At 60.6% G+C, this 18,635-nt stretch carries 21 protein-coding genes; 20 read left to right on the top strand and 1 reads right to left on the bottom strand.

The window, feature by feature from the left end:
- Positions 1-2: 2 nt before the first annotated feature.
- From E5K02_RS20785 to E5K02_RS20850, 16 genes are all read left to right on the top strand, one after another.
- Complete coding sequence (locus tag E5K02_RS20785; protein WP_135397575.1) at positions 3-668, top strand: hypothetical protein; 666 nt, start codon at positions 3-5, stop codon at positions 666-668.
- Positions 614-766, top strand: a complete 153-nt coding sequence (locus E5K02_RS25675; protein ID WP_167856522.1) for a hypothetical protein — start codon at positions 614-616, stop codon at positions 764-766. Before E5K02_RS20785 ends, E5K02_RS25675 begins: the two co-directional genes overlap by 55 nt.
- 3 nt (positions 767-769) lie before the next feature.
- The gene (locus E5K02_RS25680) at positions 770-937 is read left to right on the top strand and encodes a hypothetical protein (protein ID WP_167856523.1); all 168 of its coding nucleotides are present in this window, start codon (positions 770-772) and stop codon (positions 935-937) included.
- Between the two features lie 22 nt (positions 938-959).
- Entirely contained in the window at positions 960-1,154 is a 195-nt protein-coding gene (locus E5K02_RS20790; RefSeq protein ID WP_167856524.1) for a hypothetical protein, read from the top strand.
- A gap of 2 nt (positions 1,155-1,156) precedes the next feature.
- Positions 1,157-1,540 carry a GNAT family N-acetyltransferase gene (locus E5K02_RS20795; RefSeq protein WP_135397580.1) on the top strand — a complete coding sequence of 128 codons (384 nt, stop codon included), beginning with the start codon at positions 1,157-1,159 and terminating at the stop codon, positions 1,538-1,540.
- Positions 1,537-1,737 carry a hypothetical protein gene (locus E5K02_RS20800; protein ID WP_135397582.1) on the top strand — a complete coding sequence of 67 codons (201 nt, stop codon included), beginning with the start codon at positions 1,537-1,539 and terminating at the stop codon, positions 1,735-1,737. The genes E5K02_RS20795 and E5K02_RS20800 overlap by 4 nt, the downstream gene beginning before the upstream one ends.
- A complete protein-coding gene (locus E5K02_RS20805) occupies positions 1,734-2,174 on the top strand; it encodes a hypothetical protein (protein WP_135397584.1) in 441 nt (146 codons plus the stop codon). The genes E5K02_RS20800 and E5K02_RS20805 overlap by 4 nt, the downstream gene beginning before the upstream one ends.
- A 3-nt stretch (positions 2,175-2,177) precedes the next feature.
- Positions 2,178-2,654 carry a hypothetical protein gene (locus tag E5K02_RS20810; RefSeq protein ID WP_135397586.1) on the top strand — a complete coding sequence of 159 codons (477 nt, stop codon included), beginning with the start codon at positions 2,178-2,180 and terminating at the stop codon, positions 2,652-2,654.
- Between the two features lie 5 nt (positions 2,655-2,659).
- Positions 2,660-4,570: a hypothetical protein gene (locus E5K02_RS20815; RefSeq protein ID WP_135397588.1), complete on the top strand. Its 1,911-nt coding sequence runs from the start codon at positions 2,660-2,662 to the stop codon at positions 4,568-4,570.
- A complete protein-coding gene (locus E5K02_RS20820; protein ID WP_135397608.1) occupies positions 4,570-5,751 on the top strand; it encodes a hypothetical protein in 1,182 nt (393 codons plus the stop codon). Before E5K02_RS20815 ends, E5K02_RS20820 begins: the two co-directional genes overlap by 1 nt.
- A gap of 1 nt (position 5,752) precedes the next feature.
- Entirely contained in the window at positions 5,753-7,885 is a 2,133-nt protein-coding gene (locus E5K02_RS20825) for a phage tail protein (RefSeq protein ID WP_135397610.1), read from the top strand.
- Between the two features lie 153 nt (positions 7,886-8,038).
- A complete protein-coding gene (locus E5K02_RS20830) occupies positions 8,039-8,452 on the top strand; it encodes a hypothetical protein (RefSeq protein ID WP_135397612.1) in 414 nt (137 codons plus the stop codon).
- A complete protein-coding gene (locus E5K02_RS20835) occupies positions 8,452-10,518 on the top strand; it encodes a hypothetical protein (RefSeq protein ID WP_135397614.1) in 2,067 nt (688 codons plus the stop codon). The genes E5K02_RS20830 and E5K02_RS20835 overlap by 1 nt, the downstream gene beginning before the upstream one ends.
- Entirely contained in the window at positions 10,518-10,877 is a 360-nt protein-coding gene (locus tag E5K02_RS20840) for a DUF3307 domain-containing protein (RefSeq protein ID WP_135397616.1), read from the top strand. The genes E5K02_RS20835 and E5K02_RS20840 overlap by 1 nt, the downstream gene beginning before the upstream one ends.
- Before the next feature lie 2 nt (positions 10,878-10,879).
- Positions 10,880-13,963, top strand: coding sequence for a hypothetical protein (locus E5K02_RS20845; RefSeq protein ID WP_135397618.1), 3,084 nt, complete (start codon positions 10,880-10,882; stop codon positions 13,961-13,963).
- Positions 13,960-14,208: a hypothetical protein gene (locus E5K02_RS20850; RefSeq protein ID WP_135397620.1), complete on the top strand. Its 249-nt coding sequence runs from the start codon at positions 13,960-13,962 to the stop codon at positions 14,206-14,208. Before E5K02_RS20845 ends, E5K02_RS20850 begins: the two co-directional genes overlap by 4 nt.
- Here E5K02_RS20850 and E5K02_RS20855 read toward each other — a convergent pair.
- Entirely contained in the window at positions 14,205-14,810 is a 606-nt protein-coding gene (locus E5K02_RS20855) for a DUF4468 domain-containing protein (RefSeq protein ID WP_135397622.1), read from the bottom strand. The two genes, E5K02_RS20850 and E5K02_RS20855, sit on opposite strands and share 4 nt — an antisense overlap.
- A 102-nt stretch (positions 14,811-14,912) precedes the next feature.
- On the opposite strand from E5K02_RS20855, the gene E5K02_RS20860 reads away from it, so the two are divergent.
- From E5K02_RS20860 to E5K02_RS20875, 4 genes are all read left to right on the top strand, one after another.
- Positions 14,913-16,097 carry a Clp protease ClpP gene (locus E5K02_RS20860; protein WP_135397623.1) on the top strand — a complete coding sequence of 395 codons (1,185 nt, stop codon included), beginning with the start codon at positions 14,913-14,915 and terminating at the stop codon, positions 16,095-16,097.
- 75 nt (positions 16,098-16,172) lie between these two features.
- Positions 16,173-17,279 carry a hypothetical protein gene (locus tag E5K02_RS20865; protein WP_135397624.1) on the top strand — a complete coding sequence of 369 codons (1,107 nt, stop codon included), beginning with the start codon at positions 16,173-16,175 and terminating at the stop codon, positions 17,277-17,279.
- Between the two features lie 139 nt (positions 17,280-17,418).
- The gene (locus tag E5K02_RS20870; RefSeq protein ID WP_135397625.1) at positions 17,419-17,919 is read left to right on the top strand and encodes a hypothetical protein; all 501 of its coding nucleotides are present in this window, start codon (positions 17,419-17,421) and stop codon (positions 17,917-17,919) included.
- On the top strand, positions 17,919-18,602 hold the full coding sequence (locus E5K02_RS20875; RefSeq protein WP_167856525.1) for a hypothetical protein: 684 nt from the start codon (positions 17,919-17,921) through the stop codon (positions 18,600-18,602). Before E5K02_RS20870 ends, E5K02_RS20875 begins: the two co-directional genes overlap by 1 nt.
- Positions 18,603-18,635 lie beyond the last annotated feature (33 nt).

Raw genomic sequence — 18,635 nt, forward strand, 5'->3', positions numbered from 1 at the left:
TTATGCTCGCACTTCACACCTTGCCCACCGAGTGGGGCGCTGTTACCCTGAAACAAGCAGCTGGCCTGGCTGCCCTCGGTGACGAGGCTCCCATTCAGGCCTGCCTGGCCGTGCTGCTGAACTGCCCGCCCACGGACCTGCTCACGATGAGCCCGAAGGAATTGGGCGCGGCCCTGCATCAGGTGCTGTTCCTCTCCGAGCCCATGCCCCACCGGGAAACATGGGCGCGCCCCTTATCCATCATGCTTGGTGAAGTAGAGGTGCCGGTGCTCGACACGCTGGAGGACCTGACCTTCGGCCAGGCCGCCGACATCGGGGCCGCCATCCAGGAGCTAGGCGAGGATGTGCCTGCTCTGCGCCTGCGGGTGCTGGCCACTATCCTGCAGCCAGCTTACCATGGCACTGCCTACGACTCGGATCAGGTAGCCGAGGTAGAGCAGCTCTGCGGCCAGGTGCCCTTACGCGAGGCGCTACCGCTCACCGATTTTTTTTTGCCGAGTTCGACCGCATCCGCCGAGAGCACGCCAGCAAGCTCAAGCGCATCCCCCTCAGCCAAGCCGAGCGGGCCGCCAACATCGGGCAGTTCTCGCAGGAGTGGGATACGCTGGCCGTCGTGGATGCCCTGGCAGGCGGCGACAAGACGCGATGGAGCTACTTCTACCAGCTGAGCTGGGCCGAGGTCAACACGATGATTGAGCTGGAAAACCACAAAGCCTACTACCGCCACCAGGTGCACCTGCAGCAGGAGCGGCAACAGAAACGATAAGCCATGAACAACCACCGCAACCTTGCCATTCTGGTAGATCCAGACAAATCCTATCCAGTAGCCTACACCATTAAGCAAAATGGTGAGAAAGTCTGGGGGCCTACTCAGTTGGCCGGCCGTGACCTGACGGCTCCGCAGATTCGTGAGCTTGACCGCAAAGGACTCCTCTAACATGAACTGCAGCGAAATCCCCTTGGCTGTAGCCACAGACTGCCAGGGCAAGCCGCTGAAGCAGGCTCCCGACTGGGAATCCATCAGCGAGGCCAAGCGTGCCGTGGAGGCCCGCTATAGCCCCAAGAAGCGGCTCACAAAGAAAGCCGAACCATCCACCCAGGCCCGCAAAGCTGCCCGTCGTCGGGCGAAGGCAGGCCGCAAAGCCAGCCGGTAAAGATGGACCTCTGCCCCAATCGCCCGTCCTTCCTCACCATTTACAAGTGGTCGGAATTGCTTTCGGAAATCGACAGCAGCAAGATGCTGTATCTGTTCGCCCATGCTCCCTCGCAGCTGGCGCCGGTGGCCATGCTGCGGCTCGACATGACTGAGCCGGCCGGGTGGATTTCCTCGCTGTGGGTTCATCCTGAGCACCGCAAACGGGGCCTGGCTTCCTCCTTAATCAGCCGGGCCGTGGTGAACTGCAAAGAGCGTAGCCTGCAAACCATCGGGCTCACCGTCCACAACGACAATGCGGATGCCCGCAAGCTGTATGAGCGGCGCGGCTTCCTGCAATACATCAATAGCCACGAGGGCTACACGCAACTAGTCAAGGTGCTATGACAATCTACCACGCCATCAGTACGGCCACCTGCTCACCCGATAAGGTTGGCTCGTCCTTCAACATGCTAGTTAACCACTACATCACTAGCAACCCCGATAAGACTATCAACACCATTCAGCACAGCACGTGCTCCATTGGCTCCCCGATGTCGCCTTACATCCTGATTTCCGTGCAATTCACAGCTACCGGCGCATGAACTACCCCATCCCTACCATCCGCGTCTGTGCTGAGCAGGCCATTCCCGGCTGCCACTTCGTCCATGGGGAGAAGGAAGAGCAGAACATCGTTGTCGACCAGCTCACGCCCACCGAGCGCGTGGTGCTGGTGGAGGATAAGATGCTGGTGACGCCTACCATTAACAAGTTCGGGCAGCGCACCACGGTCACGTTTCAGGCCACCGTCAGCGTGTTTGCTTACTCGAACATCAACGATGATGCTGACACGCGCCTGCCGCGCATGAACGGACTGCTCACGGATGCCTTTGCTCTGCTGGCCGCCCTGGAAAAGCACCCGGCCCTGTCGAAGGTGGTGGCCCGCAACATCGTCAGCAGCTACAATGCTTTCGACGCCAACCTGGATGGGGTGGTGATGCAGCTCGACCTCACGCCCGCCGAGCGGGCCAGCCTCTGCTAAACGATGAACCTGGCCCAGTTGCTCAATACCGAAATCAACCGCACCCAGCAGGAGCTGGGCGAGAACATTGTGGCCAAGGGGCAGCGGGCTACCGGCCGCACCATTGCCGCCTTGCGCAATGAGTCGGCGCCCGAGCTGGCCCGGCTCTACGGCCCGGCCCACATCGGTGCCATGGAAGAAGGCAGCGGGCCGGCCGCCGACCCCAAGGCCAAGCCCGGCCGGGCCATGGTCGCCGATATCACCGCCTGGCTGCAGGCCCGCGGCTCGGATGCCAACCCCTGGGCCGTGGCCACTTCCATTCTGCGCCGGGGTACACGCTTGTTTCGCGGCGAGGACCCGCGCTTTGGCAAGCCCACCGGCACGCTGCGCGATGTGCTGGCCGCCAGCAAGGGCCGGCTACGGCTGGCCCTGGGGGCCGAGGTGCGCCGCTCGATTCGCTCGGAGGTGCTTTCCGGCTTCACCACTTCTACTGCCTACTAAGAACCATGCTCTATCTCTTTGGCCTGCGCTGGGAAGCCTACAACACGGAACGCTCGGTCTATTATGACGCAGGCCCGCCACGTCGCATCACGTTTGTGGATGCCCGAATTGAACCAGACCGGCCCCGTCTTACTCCTTCCGGGCCGCCGGATGGTGGCTACAACTTTGCCCCGGGTGCCGTTGTCCAGGAGCAGTTCTGCGAGGAAACCACAGGCATTACCATCTATGCCCAGAACGCGGCCCCTCATGCTTACCTAGCCATCGATGCCACGGCGGCCGCCTGCGCTGCGCCCACGGCCGATACGCTCGATGTCGGCCGCACTGTGAACGGCAAGCTGGTCACCTTCACGTTTACGACCGACCACCCACCGGTGCGCTATTCGCCAAATGATGTGAACTACGGCGACACCATTACTAGCCCCTACACGCTGCAGTACACCAACGGCAGTCATACCGTGTATTTTAAGGACTCGGCCAATAGCAAACGCACCCAGACCTTTATCATCAACGTCGATACTGGCGGCGGTGGCGACCCAGACCCACGAGCAGGAGAGAAACTCTTCAACTTCGAAACCAGCGACGGCGGGCTCTACGATGTGTATTATGAGGCCACGCCCACACGCCGCATCGTGTATTACTACAACGGCGGCGGAGAAGTAAACCGTCCCGTAGCCACCGCTGAAGAGTTAGGCTATGCCGATGGGGAGGAAATCACCTACGTCTGTGAGGCGAGTAACACCAAGGTCTTGTTTCGGGCTTCGCTGGACAAGCCGTTTGCAGTCTTCACCGTCGAGGCCAACAGCGTCGAATGCGGCTACGTCGACTGCTCGCTGGCTGTGTCGGGTTTGCAGGTCTACCAGCCCACCCAGGCCGGTGACTTGGGCAGCTTGCGGGTGGTCGTTGCCACCGAGGCTATCAGCTTCACGGCCTCGATAACGCAGCTGGCAGATAATACGACCGAGTTTCTGACGGGCTCTTTCAGCCCGGGCCCCTTCCAGCTCTACAACATCAAGCCCGGCGCGTATCGGCTCCACCTCACGGATGCCTACGGGTGCCAGTTACCGGTAGACTATACCATCACGGCCTTTGTACCGCCGGTGGAAGATCCGGACCCGGTGCCGCCTACCCGGTGGCACGCCGTGGGTGGGCTGCTGCCCCGTCCGGCCTTGCTGGCCACGCCCGTCACGAGTCTGACCGACACGAATAACGAGGCCCGCTTCGGCTTGCATGTGGAGGTAGAGCTGACCCGTGAAGGAGACGAGCAGCCTTTCGCCCGGTTGCGAAAGACGGCCCGACAGGTAAAGGAAGTAGTCGATGTATCCACGCTGGTGCACGCCCAGCTACGGCCCGAGCTGGCCTACCCATTGGGCATTGTAACGCCCGACCGGGCCGCGTTTCTTGATTTTCGGTACCGCTACCGCGAAGTAGATGCCCTGGGCCCCTCGGACTGGGTAGAGACACTGGGCCTGCAGCGGGCCGCGCTGTGCGCCCTACCCATCGGGCCCTTCGACGACAACGACCCGGGCCTGTATGTGGCCTCGGCCCAGGACCCCGCTTACCTGGTGATGGCCTTTCCCTCGGGGCAAGCGGTGCAATGGGTGGGCCTACCGCAGGAGGTGACCGTGTGGCTGCCGGATGCGCGCGAAGCGGACCTGTTTGCCGAGTTCGTGTACCGGGATGCGGCGGGGGCCGAGCTCGAAATCAAAACCCGAGTGGTGGCCCCGGAGCTGCCCGCCGGCGTCACCCGCATTCCCTTGCCTTCGAACCCGCTGCCCTGCGCGGCCACCGTCACTTTTACGCTGACGGATACCGACCGCGCGTACGCTGGCAGCTGCGTGGAGGCTGGCCCGGTAGATCCGCCAACCACCTCGCACGACTTCAATATTTCTGATCTCTCCGATAACGATTTCCGCTAATGGCACAATCCCTGGTAGTAAAAACCGCCGCCCAGATTCAGAGCGAACTGGCGCAGCTTAGCCTTGACCTGGGCAACACCCTGCAGTCCGGGGCCAACGTGGCGGGCCCAGTGCTCGGCGCGCTGCTCACCCGGCAAGCCAGCCTGGTAGCCGACCTGTGCACGCTGCAGGTGTCGCAAGCGGCCGCCCTGCGCTACGGCTCCGGGGCGCCGCTCAACACGCTAGGGGTGGACAACGACCTCTACCGCAATACGCTGACCGGAGACGAGTATCAGAAGGTGAACGGGGCCTACGTGCTGCGCTTGAATATCAAGGGCCAGCCCGGCTATACGCCCGTCAAGGGCAAGGACTACTTTGATGGAGAGGACGGCAGAGACGGCACCGTCACTTTTCTGGAAACCTATCCGCCCGATAATGAGCAGGGCGAAAACGGAGACCTGTGGATTTACATCAACGTTACAGACAAAACGGCCTCGCACTACAAAAAGGTAAAGGGCAAGTGGCGTCTGATTGGCGTGCCCATTGGGGGGAGTAGCGCAGTTACTCCTACCACGTACACTAGCACCTATACCACCACGGCCCAGGATTGGGTTGCCAAGTGCGGAGCAGGTACCAGTGGTGCCCCGGTGACGGCTACGAAAACAGCGAATACCCAGGAGGCAGCCGATGCGGCCGCCAAGGCCGAGGCCATTGCGGGCATTACCTGCGCCGTTTTTACCTCCACGCAACAGAGCTACACCGTCACGCAGGCCGACATCGATACCAAGTGCGGGGATGGCACTACGGCGTTTCAGGCCATTACCCGGAACAACAACACAGCCACGGGCAACACGCAGGCCAACGCCAATGCGGCCGGCCTAGCGGCGGCCAAAGCGGCGGCCCTGGCGGCCATCGTGTGTACGGTGCCGCCGCCCAGCTTCAACACGACCTACAACCCCGGCGACAACATCAGCACCGTGACGTGGAATGCGTTGGCTGGCGTGCTGCTCATGCTGAACCTGCCCCTGAGCACCAACACCGATACCAACCCGGCGACCATGTACGTCTTCGCCCCAGATGGTGTGACAGCGCTGGGCCAGGCCGACTACAACGGCGCCGATACGGGCGCGGTCTGCGGCATTTTCTACAACAACACGCTCTACGTGAAGACTCTCACCAACGGCAACCTCATCCTCAGCTAATATGGCCCTGATCACGCTACCCGTCGGTATTACTATTGCAGTATGGACCGGCCCCGCTACCACGCTCAGCTCGGCTTCGTGGTTTACGAGCACCAATCTGAATGCTATTTATAAGCAGTCAGCCAACCGCCTGGGCTACATCAGCGCCAAGCCGGGTGCTGCCTTTCCGGGCTTTGCCAGCATCACGCCGGCCCCAGCCGGGCAGATTCCGGCCGGCTACATCTTCAACGTGAAGACGGCCTTTCAACTAGATGATAGCCTGCTGGGTGTCATTGCCAGCGGAGGTGGGCCAACGCAGCTAGCGGCCCCGGCTAACTTCCAGGCTACGCCCACCTCGGCCTTGGCCGTGAGCGTGGCTTGGAGTGCACCCGCGGGTGCCCCGGCCGGCACTACTTACGTCATTCAGCGGGCCACGAATAGCGGCTTCACGGCGGGCTTGGTGACGATTTACACCGGACCCAACACGTCGGTCAACAACACCTCGGGCCTGACGGCTAGCACGCAGTATTTCTATCGGGGCAAGGCCCAAGCCACCGGTTTTACTGATTCTGTCTACTCCACCGATGACGCTACCACGCTGGCTGCCGTAGCCACAAATCCTGACGTGCTGCTCTATGCCATCAGCCAGAGCAACTGGAGTAAGCTGACAGAGCGCAACACCCTGGCCCCAGGCCAACTCGAAGCCGCGGACCTGACTTCCCTGGAAGCCCAACGCACCCGTAGCCGCATTGCCATCACCAACACCAGCAATATGCAGCTGCTGCAGCTGGGCAAGAACGGCCGTAGTGAGTTGACGGAAGGCACGCCCAGCGAAGCCCTAGCCGAAGGCTCCAGCCTGTTGGCCTGGGAGTTTGAAAAGCGCAGCACGGGTATTCTCAACGTTGGCTTTTATTACCGCAACGGGGCACCTTCGGAGTGGTTTAAAAAGGGCACCAGCTTAGGCAGTGGCTACGTGTACAACACCTGGCTGGCCAACTGCTTGACGGCCGCCAATGACTTCGCAGCACGAGGCAAAACCAGCACAGCTCAGAATACCTTCATCCTGATTCATCAAAATGAATCAGGTGGAGACTTACCCACGTGGTCGACGGACTGGCAGCAGATTATTGCTGATTTCAAAGCTGACATGGCCGCGGCTGGCCGGCCAGTGCCGGACAACGTGAAGGTCATTGTGTTCAAGCCCAAGACGCAAACGGAGTCAGGCAACCTGGCCCAGGCCCGGGCCAACGTCGAGAGCTTTGCCACGGCCTACACGGCAGGGCCCGTGGCCGTGCTGGACATGATCGGCATGAACCTACAGGAAGAGGGAGTAGCCCCGTCCCAGCGGCACCACCTCGATATGTTCAGCAGCATTGTCGAGGCCAAGCAGATCATGCAAGTGATTCTGAATGAGCCTACGCAGGTGCTCTATGTGTCGCCACCGGTAACAGTAAGTTGCCAGCAAGGCTATACAGGTACCCCCGTGACACGGCAAGCCTACGCCCTGACTGCAAATGATGCCTACGATTTGGCGGAGGTGGAAGCTGAGGGCTTGCTGGAGTGCGAGTTAGGTCCCGTTGGGCCATACACTACCGAAGACGCTATCTGGAGCCAGCTTAGCCCGAACCTGATTGCCGACGGCAATACGATTTCGGACAATGGCAGCGGGGGCAGCGCCTTCGCCCGAGTGCACATGGGTATCGGCCTGAACACGACGGAAACGGTACTGGGTGGCTTTAAGTGGCCCTTGTCGGCTCAGTTGTCGACAGACGGATTTCCGATCAACAATGAATTCATCATCGGAGCGGTCTACAATCCGGGCAACTCGGCTACCTACGATGATATGCTGGGTGGCTTCTACCTGAAGCTGGATGCCGGCGGCGAAACCCAGGGCTTTGGCATGGCACCCTTCTGGACCGGGGCCGGGGTTGGGTTTATTCCTACGCCCTTGGGCACCGAGGCAGAAATCCGAGTGGAGAAAACCAACGACCCCGCTACCACGGGAATTCGCATGCTCCGGGGTGGGGTGAGTGTTGCTTTCAACCCTGTGCCGATTACCGGACCTGTATACCTGGACATCAGTTTGGGCATCTGGCAACCATACGCCCAGGTCAAAGATATGGTCATCTATGCGGCTGATCCGGTGCGTCTATAAGCAACACCGGGAGAATTTTGAAAAGCGCTGGCAGCTCACCCTGTCAGCGCTTTTTTGTTGGTAGTACAAGTTGCGCGACGCTTTGGACTACGTACGCGACGTTTCGGGCCTAGCTGATTTTGTAGCTTATCGGGATGGTTGGAGTTTCGTGGTATGACGCAACCCTACACCTTGCAGCTTCGCCCAGTGTGCCCCGCGCATGGCGTTTACCTGCGCTGGCTTAGCCCGCTGGGCAACTGGGAGCCGTGGTTTTTTAATGGCGACATGGACGCCACGACAGTACCAGAAGCCGGTACCGTCTTTCGTTCAGAGCAAGGGCCGGCCCAGCTGCTGCGCCGTGGTGGCGTCGACAAGCTGCTGTTGCGGGCCGGCAACCTGACCCCGGCCCAGCATGCGGCCCTGACCACACTGCTGGATTCCCCCCAGGTCTATATGCAGGAAGCCTCCGGCCGCCTCACCTCCGTGCTCGTGACGGCGGCCCCGGCCGGCCGCACGTCCTCGGACAGCCGCACCACCTTCGATGTGGAAGTGGTGCTGCGTCCACGTAATCCTCTTACCCGCGTGTAATGGCAGCCTCTCTGGTATTAGCCGATGGCAGCCGGTTGCCGCTGGGCGCGGAAGAGCGTGTGGGCCTGACCGTGCAGGCCAATAACCTGCTGAAGGTAAACTCGGTGCAAAGCGACTATTCCTCGACGCTGACGGTGGCCGATACGCCCGAGGTGCGCGCGGCCCTGGAGCAAGCCCAGCACGGGCCGGCCCTGACGCAGCTGCCCTACCAACTGCTTCCCTGCACGCTGGAAGCTGGCAGCCTGGAAGTGCTACCCAATGCCGTGGCCATCGTCGAGCAGCACGAGGCGGGCAAGGGCTTTCAGGCGCAGGTGGTGGGCGGCAATGAACCGTTCTATGCGGCCATTCAGGATAAGAAGCTGCAGGAGCTGAGCTTCCCTGAATCGACGGAACACGACTGGCTGCATGCCCAGGCCGTCACCGGTGCCGCCCACACTTCCTGGGAGCAGGGCTATGTGTACGACCTCTACGACCGGGGCAAGGGCGGGCCGGCCGAAGGTGATAAGCTGCATCTGTTTACGGATGACGTGTTCCCCAGCGTGTATGTGCGGGCCGTCTGGGAGCAACTCTTTGCCGAGTCGGGTTACCACTGGGCCGGGCCCCTGCCCGAGCTGTTTGATCGGCTGCTGCTGCCCACCACGGTCATGGCCGGCTATGGCGAGGAGTTCCGGAAGGCGCGCAAGCTCCGGGCCGGGATCGGCCCGGGCAACGCGCAGTATGGTAATGCCTACGAGGGCCGGGAGGAAAGCGTGTTTACCGTGCCTTACGACTCGGTGGATGCGAAATACGCCTATGCGGACCCGACGGCGAAAGGCGTCTACAACCCCGTCACGCGCAGTTGGAAGGCACTGGAGCCCTGCTACATCAATGCCAGCGCCCTGACCAACGTTATCATTGACTCGCCCTATGGTAGCGGCCGGGCCCAGCTCTTCTTCTACATGGGCTCGAAAGAGCTGACGGGGGGCACGTTGATTGAGAGCAAGAAAAACGGCGGCCACACCACCGTGTCGCCGTCGGTGAACCTGAACCGCTTCCTGCTGCAGGCCGGCGATGAGCTGCACGTGCGCATCAAGCTCAGCCCCGGCGAGGGACTGCTGGCCAAATGGGGGTTCGAGGCCTTCAACAGTGCCGTGTATGCCGTCAATGGCACCGTGCTGACGCTGGACAACTTTACGGTGGAGGTCTTGCCGGATTTCCCGCCTGGGGGCCGCATTCGCTTACAGGATCTGCTGCCCGACCTCTCCCAGCAGGATTTTGTCAAAGCCATCATCGGGCTGTTCGGGCTTACCCAGCAAACCGACCCCTACACCCGCACGGTGCGCTTCACGCCCACGGGGCCGGCCCTGGCGGCGGCCCTGAGCCAGGCCCCGGACTGGCAGCCGCGCATCGATGCCGATGAGCCCGCGCCGCGGCTTTTCCATTTGCCGGGCGTAGCCCAGCAAAATTGGTTTCGCTGGAAGAAGGACGAGACCAACCCGGACGGCGCCAGCGAGCTGGGCAACGGGTTTCTGGCCTGCAACGATACGACACTGGAGCGTACCCGCGACGCGCTGACCTTGCCGTGGGCGGCTACGGCCATCTCGGAAAGCGGCCTGCTCTTGCTGCCCACCTACAAAGTGCGCGAAGGGGAAGTTTCGGTGGAAATAGTGTACGATGAGAAGCGCCGGCCCTTCTTCCGGCGCCGAGGCACGGCGGTGGTGACGCCGGTGTACGACAAGCAGACGCCGGCCCCTCGCCTGGTGGTGCAGGGGTTCCAGACGCGCACTGTGACCTTAGAGGATGGGCAGAGCTCAGCCGTTATCCAGCCTCGCGTCAGCACGTTTGCCGGCCTGGACTTCGCCGCCGACCTGCTGCCGACCTACTACCAGCACCTGCGGGCCGTGTACGCCCGGCCGCTGATTCTCAAGCCCTCCGTGCGCCTGAGTGCGCAGCAGGTCATGGACTTCAGTCAGCTACAGCCCGTGTGGCTGGAAAAGGAAGGCAGCTACTTCTACTGCAATAAAATCGACAACTGGGAAGAGGCTGACGCCTCCACGCCCGTTGAACTCTTACGCCTGACCTTCTAATGGAACAGCTCATCGCGCACCTGCTTGGGGATTATGTCATGCAAAGCGACAAAATGGCCCAGCTTAAGACCAAGAGTCACAAGTGGGCTTTGATTCATGCCTTGATCTACGCCTCACAATTCGTCTGGCTAGCGCCCTCAGTGCAGGCTTGGCTGGTGATTTTTGGCACGCACTTCTTCATCGACCGGTACCGCATCGCTCTGTATTGGATTCGCTTTTATAACGGGGTGCCTGTAGAGCATGCTGGCCCTTTTGGCTACCCGGCCGATAAGCCGCCCTTTATCGCGTTCTGGCTCATGGTGCTCATCGATAATACGCTGCACCTAACTATCAACTACCTCGCTATCCGCTACCTGTAATCATGGCCAACGACCAAACCGAAAAGGTTTTATTTGAAATTCGTCTGGGCTCCGAGCAGCTCAAGGCGGAGATGGACAAGGTGCGCATCCAGCAGCGCGGCCTGACCACCGACATTGCCAAGACGCGGGAAATGCAGAAGCTGCTCACGGCAGACTTCAAAAATGGGAGTGTTTCCGAAAAAGAGTACGGCATCGAGGCCCAGCGGCTGAGCGAGCTGCTGCGGGCCCAGACCAAAGAGCAGGCCGCGGCCAGCAAGCAGCTGGAGAACCTGGGCAAGGCCAGCGGCGAAGCGGAGGGCTCCATCAACCAGCTGCGCGCGGAACTGGCCCTGACCACGGCCAGTTATAATGCCTTGAGCAAAGAGGAGCGGGAAAACTCAGAAGCTGGCAAAGCCTTGCAGGCCCGCACCCGGGCGATCAGCGATGAGCTGAAAGTGCTGGAGTCGCGGGTGGGCGACAACCGCCGCAACGTGGGCAACTACTCGGGTTCCTTCAAGGAATTGGTGAAGGAGATGGTCAAGGCCCAGGCCGAGCAGAAGAATATGGCCGCGGGCTCCAAAGAACTGGCGGATAGTCAGCGAAACGTGGCCGGCTTCCTGACGGCTGCTCAGCGGGCCGCCGCCCAGGCCGGGCAGACCTACGAGGAGGCGACCAAGACCATTGAGAGCTACGCCAAGGCCATCACGCCCGCCGTGGAGAACTTGGTGGCACTCGAAGCCGAGCAAGCTCGCATCGTGGAAACAGCCGGCGAAGTCTCGGAGGGGTACCGCAAAATTGGCTTTCAGATAGCTGCTGCGGAGAAAGCGGTGGAAGAGGCCACGCCGGTCACGCAGTCCTTTTCAGGAGCCCTGCTGGAAGCCGCTGGCGGAAGTGACACGCTGGGCGGGGCCGTTCAGCGCGCCACCGGTGTGCAGGAAAAGTATGTCCAGGTACAGAACTTGGCCCGCCTGGCCATGGGGGCCAGTACCGGCGCGGCTAAGCTACTGCGCCTGGCCTTGATTGCTACCGGCCTCGGGGCGTTCCTCGTGGTCGTGGGCAGCTTGATAACCTACTTCACCCAGACGGCCGAGGGCGGCCGCATCGTCGAGCAGGTCATGGCCCAGATCGGGGCCACCATCGACGTGGTAACCGACCGCATCGGCACGTTCGGCAAGGCCGCTTATCAGTTCTTTACCGGCAACTTCTCGCAAGCCGCCGAAACGGCCCGGCAGTCCTTCCGTGGTATTGGTGATGAAATCGAGCGGGAAACGCAGTTGGCCCTGGACCTGAGCAAGGCCCGCCAGCAGCTCGAGCGCGACAACATCAACAACATCGACACCAACAAACGGCTGCTCAACCAGGTGGAGCGGCTGAAGAACATCCGGGATGATGAAACCAACTCCATCGCCAAACGCATGCAGGCCAACGAAGATGCCTACAAAGTGGAGCTGGAGCGGGAAAAGACCCTGGCCGATTTGGCCAAACGGCGGGTGGATATCCTCAAGCAGGACATCGAGCGCCGGGGCGGGGAGGCCAAAGCCAGCAACGACCAGCTGAAGGAGTACAAGGAGGCGCAGAACGAGTATTTCGATATCCTGGAAGATGCTGCAGGCAAGCAAAACGAGCTCATCACCAACCGGGTGAGCCTGCAAAAAGAAGCAGAGGAGCAACTGCGCAAGCTCCGGCAGGACTTCCTCAACCTGGAAATAGCGCAGATTGACCGGCAGCTACAGACCGTAGCTGATGCCAGCGACCAAGAACTGCAGCTGCAAAAAGATAAACTGGAAAAGCAGCGCCTATTGGAGTTGAGCGAAGCAGAGCTAACTGCTGACCGGAAAAAGGCCATTCAGGAAAAGTACCTGGCTGCTGTCGAGCAATTGGACCGGGAGCACCTGCAAAAGCTACGGGAGCAGGCGGCCGAGTCGCAGCAGATTGCCATCGCCACCCAGCTGGCCCGGGCCCGGGAAGGCAGCCAGGAGGAGTTTCTGCTGAAGGCCCAGGCTATCCAAGCGGACCTGGCCGCCAGCCTGGCCGGCATCGACCGGCGCCAGAGTGTTGAGCAGCAGGCCGCGCAGGAAGCCCGCATCCGGGCCGAGGCGGCCCGGCAGCAAGCAGGCCTGGAATACCAACAGTCGTTGGTGAATCTGGACAGCTACCTGAGCCAGGAGCGCACCCGGCTCAATCAGCAGTATGCCGATGGCCAGATCAACAAAGCCACCCACGAGCAAGCTCTGCAGGCTATTGAGCGGGCCGGAACGGCGGCCCGCATCGTGGTGCAGCAGGACTATGGGCGCGACGCCACGGCTGAGCGCGAACAGCTCAGCCAGCAAGACATTGCCGCGGCCGAGCAGACCACAGCCCGCAAACGGGAACTGGCCGAGCAGGAAATACAGATTCGCCTGGCCGTGGCCGGCACGGCGCAGGATGCGGCTGACTTGGTTATTCAGGCGCTGGGAGAAGAAACGACAGCCGGCCAAATAGCGCTGACGCTCAAAAAGGCGGCAGCCGTGGCGGAAATCGGGCTGAACCTGCAGAAGGAATTATCAGCCATCAGCGCCAACGCAGCCGCCAACCCCGCCAACGCGGTTACGTTTGGTGCTGCCGGCGTCTCGCAGGCGGCCGTACTTTCCGGCATTGCCATAGCCAAAGCCGTCCTGGCCACGGTGAAGGTATTGGCCTTCGCCGACGGCGGCCTGGTGCGGGGCCCGGGTGGGCCGAAGGATGATCTGATTCCGGCCATGCTCTCGGATGGCGAAGCGGTGATGACGGCGGAAGCCGTGCGCAAGTTCGGCCCCCTGTTGTCCTTCCTGAACGTGGCCGGCGGCGGCAAGTCGTTCGGCTACCGGGACCCCATGCCGGCCGCGACCCTGGCCCGGTACGCCGACGGTGGCGTGGTGCGCTACGATGCCAGCTACATGGCTCAGATGTCGGGCCGCTCGGGCGGGGCCCAGATCAACTATCAAGAGTTGGCCCGGCAAGTTGCCCAGGAATTGGGACCTGTTTTCTATGCAGCCAACAAGGCCCTGCCGGCACCGAACCTTAACCTCTCGGAGTTGAGAGAGAAGCAAAATAAAGTAGTTGTAAACGAGAAACGCGCCGACCGATGAAGGTAATCGACATCCTCAATAAACTGGAAGAGGGAGGCCATCTGACCTCCCTCTATCAAGCTGGGTGCATTAATATCCGCACTTATAATTCTCGGGACATCTACCTGCGCTGGCAGACGTTGCGGGCTTCCTTGCGCTATGAGAAAGACAATGCAGGGGCCGTGCGCCTAGTGGCAAATGAAATGGAAATCAGCTGTGATACCGTGTACCGCGCTATTTCTAGCATGGAGAAAATGACGGCTTAAAAGTCGCTGTTAGATACACCAGTAGAAGGAGAGGCTGTCAAAGCAGCCTTAATGCCGGCCTGGAGCTGCAGTACTGCGTCATTTGTTTGAGTCCGATAACTGGCAAAAATAGGGCGCAGCTCGCCTTTTTTGGTGTGAGTCCGTTCGTTGTGAAGCGTCAGTGTTTCATCCGCTGGGGTACGGGCCGTTTGGGCCGCGGCGCTCATAACGGTCACCCGAGGGTTGTACTCGCCTTGGTATTCCAAATCGGTAACAATACTGCGGTAGCGACCATCTTTTACGTCTATTTGCACTAGAAACCACAGTTTCATAGGGTTAGCAATGCCCAATGTAACAATGTTGATTCTGGTCCAGCCACGGGCTATAATTCTGCCTGCTTCAGCATCCGTTAGCTGTACCGTGGCATCCGTTGAGGGGAAGGTTTTGGCCGCCCATAGTTTGGCCCGGCTGTAGAGGTCTGCTTTGCTGGCACCTGGCACCTGAATAACTTCAGAATAGGTGACTTTATGCGTTGCTGAATCTGTGGGAATAGCTATTTCCTGTTTTTGAGCAAAAACAGGAGCCGCTGCAGAGAGAAGTAAAGCGAGGAGAAAATAGCGCATGATGGGGCAGGTGTAGGAAAAGCGTCACCAAGATAACAAGCTGACGCAGAATGCTGCGTCAGGAGTTCAACCTTCCCGGAATAGTCCTGTGACCTTCGTGGCATGTCTGAAGCGAAGGTATTTATTACGGGCCCCATTGTTGCCAACTCTGAGGAAGCAGGCAATGCATGGCCCTATACGACTCTGGAGGATGTGCTCAGCCAGCTCGAATGGCAGAAGCCTTTCGACTCGGTGCTGGTAACCATCAATTCCCCCGGCGGCCGGATGGACAAGGGCATGGGCATCTACGACCACTTGCGTAGCCTGCCCAATGTCACTATCCGCACCGAGGCCATCGGCCAGTGCAGCAGCATTGCTACGGCCGTGTTCCTGGCCGGCTCCGAGCGGCGCATCTATCCGCACACCGAGTTCATGATTCACCTGCCCCAGGGCGGGGTAGTCGGTACGGCCGAGGCCATCCAGCAGTATGCCGAGGATATGGCCCGGTGGCAGCAAGATCTGATCGACTTGTATGTGGACCGCGCTGGCGTGGACCCTGTGGCCATTGCCGAAATAATGCGCAAAGAAACCGACCTCTCGGCTGACGACTGCCTGAGCATGGGCTTTGCCACGACCATCGTGCAGCCTATCACGGCCCTGGCCACGCTGCCCGGCCGCGCCCCCAAAACCGCTACTTCTCAACCGCAGCCGGCCGCGCCGGCACCCTCTGTTATGTCCAAACTCGCCACCATGGCCCGCGACCTGCTGGCCGGCATCAATGCCCTGGGCAAGAAGCCCGCTACCAACTTGGCCGTGAGCACGGCCGGCGACGCTCCTGTTACGCTCACCATCGACACCGGTGACCGGGAAGCCTACGAGGTGGGTGACGGGGTGACCGACGCCGACGGCAACGCCGTGGCCGATGCCGACTACGCCCTGACCGATGGCAACACCATCACTACGGTCGACGGTGCCATTACCGTCATCGTGGCTACGCCCACCGATCAGGCCCCAACTAACCAAGATGGCGGCGAGGATGTGCAGCAGCAGATCCTGGAAGCCCTGCAGGGCCTGACCAGCGTGGTGACGGCGCAGGGCAAGGCCATTACCGCCATGCAGCAGAAGCAGGCGGCCACCAATCAGAAGATTGTGACGCTGGCCGCCAGCACCGGCAGCAAGGCCGTGGTCGATACGGATGATGTGCAAACGCCTTCCCAGCAGGGCACCTCTTCGGATCAGGACCCGCACCAGATGGCGGCTGACCGCCGGGCGGCTCGGGCCAATAAGCGCATTGGTACGCGCATCTAACTTCTTCAAAACTCCTGCCCAGTGGCCCGTCCGGCGCGGTTCGTCGGTGTATTTCTACTGCGTTTTTCTACGTAAATGGCAACTACTGCTGCAATTCTTAGCACGGCGCTCCTGGGTGGACTGTCCGTCGTGTACGGCCCCGAGCAATTTCGCGAGCTGGTACTGAAGCCCGTTATTGAGTCGCCTGATGTGGCGCAAATCTTCACCATTCGCAATGGCGTGAAGGCCAAAGAAGACGTGCTCTTCGTCGGCAAGTTTTCCAAAATCACCCATTTGGATGCCGGGTGCGGCTCGACGCCAACCACCCCCGAAATCCCCATCGACAAGCTCACCTGGGACCCCGTGAAAATGGAGGCCTGGATTGCTGAGTGCGCAGACGAGCTCGATAAAACTTTTCTAGCCTGGGGCCTGGATGTGGGTTACGAGCGCTACGACCTGGACCAGGCTCTGATTAAGATCAAAGCCGCTGACCAGTCGGATGCGCAGGCTATCAGCTACTGGACTGAATTTATTCAGGACCAGTTCACCCAAGCTCTGCGCTCCGACATCTTCCGCATCGGTTTCTTTGGCAACAAGGACATCACGGCGGCCAGCCTCACCGCCGGTGCCGCTGACGTGAAAAACTACAACCAGGTAGATGGCGTGTTTGAACAGGTCTTTGCCATGGCCACGCTTTTCCCTTCAGTGCGGGCATACACGATTGCCGCCAATGCAACGGCCGACCAAGAGCTGGCCGCTGGCGTATCGAAAGCCATTTTCCGCGCACTGGTTAAGAACGCCCCCCGCCACCTCAAGCGCGACCCTGACCGGATGATCCTCTGCACGCAGTCGATTGCCGATAACTGGGCAGATTACCGCGAAGACAACGACAACGTGTCGGAAAGCTGGGTGCTGCAGGAAACGGGCATTGAAGGCCCGAAATATCGCAAGGTGCCCATTATTCCCGTCGATGAATGGGATGAAATCCTGGAAACGGATTTCAACGTGGCAGACCAGGTAGACTTGCCTCACCGCGCTATCCTGACAACCAAACGCAACCTGCAGCTGGGCTTTGACAGCTACGACGCTGCTACGCAGGTAGCCGCTTGGTTCAACATGGAAACCAAGATGAACCACATGCGCTCGAACTTCAAGTTCGATGTGAAGGTGATGAGCAAGGACCTGGTTGCTGCTGCTTACTAGCCTATCCTAGACGAAACCGCCCCGGCCACGCTAGGCTGGGGCCATTCTTCACGAAACTCATAGGAGGAACAGAGATATGGCATCCTGCCGTCAACTGAAAAAAGGCTCGTCGGCCCCGTGCGAAACGGGCGCTGCGGGCATGAAACCCAAAACCGTGCTGGTGCGCAAGGCCGACATCGCCGGCGTTTCGCGCAACGGCACCTTGAAAAAGGCGGTCCTCATTACGCTGGTGGCCACCAAGAAAGGCTTCCTATTTGAGGGCCTGGGTAGCAGCAACGCCGCCCGCGCGGAGCTGGTGCCGGGCAAGTACAAACCCAGCTACAAGCACGATTTCGACCTAGTGGCTTTCGACCCGGGCCCAGAGCAGGCTGAAACCATGGAAGATTTGGCCGCCGATGCGGAAGGCGTGGTTTCCATCACACCGGATAACAACGGCTATTACAAAGTACTAGGGCTGAATGCAGGCCTGCGCCCCTCGGCTATGAAAACCGACAGCGAGGATGCAGATCTGGGCGGTGGTATCCCTGCCACGCTTTCCTCGGACAAGGAAATCGGCCTGGCCGATTACTTCATGGTAGTCACCGATGGCGTCTACGACGCGGCGGCCACCAAAACGGCCTTTGAGGCACTGTACGCCTAATGCAGGGGGTGAGTGAGCAGTGGGCGGAAAGGGCTCGTCAGATAAAACTGGCGGGCCTGAGCCGCACCGACTCGGCGGAGCTGGCGGCCGTGCATGCCGGCTTATACCCCACAGCGGAGCCCGTTCGGGTAGGCTGCTACAAATGCCTGGCCGAAGCCTTCCAAGCCATCCTGCGCGCTGTGCGCACCTTAACCGATTCCCCCAACCCTTCTTTTCCAGCCCCTACGGCCATGAACAAAGTAGACCGCAAGTACTCGTTTACCGACCCCAAGCAAACCTACCGTCCCCACAACTCGCCGGTGGTGTTCTCCAATGAGAACCTGACCGACGCCCGCGTGGCCATGATTCTCAAAGGAGACCCGGCCGCCGCCGTGCACTTCGGCATCTCCGAAGAAGAGGGCCAGGCCTTCGTCGGCGAGCAGGAGGCGGTATTGGCAGCCCTGGCCCTGGGCCAGCAGCCTACGGACGAAACCGGCACAACCATCACCATCAAAACGGGCGTCAACCCGCTGGCCAACGAGAACAGCGAGGAATACAAGGCCGAGTACGCCAAGCTCGACACGCTGAAGCGCGACGAGCTGGATACCCTGTTTTCGACCGAGGTGGTCGACGGCCAGGACCCGAAGACCTTCGCCAACAAAGGCGAGCTGATCAAAGCCCTGCTGGCCTTCCGCGTCAAGTAAGCTTCCTGCTCTGATTCCAGGAAAGGCCCGCAC

This window comes from Hymenobacter metallicola (assembly GCF_004745645.1).
Classification (GTDB): Bacteria; Bacteroidota; Bacteroidia; order Cytophagales; family Hymenobacteraceae; genus Hymenobacter; species Hymenobacter metallicola.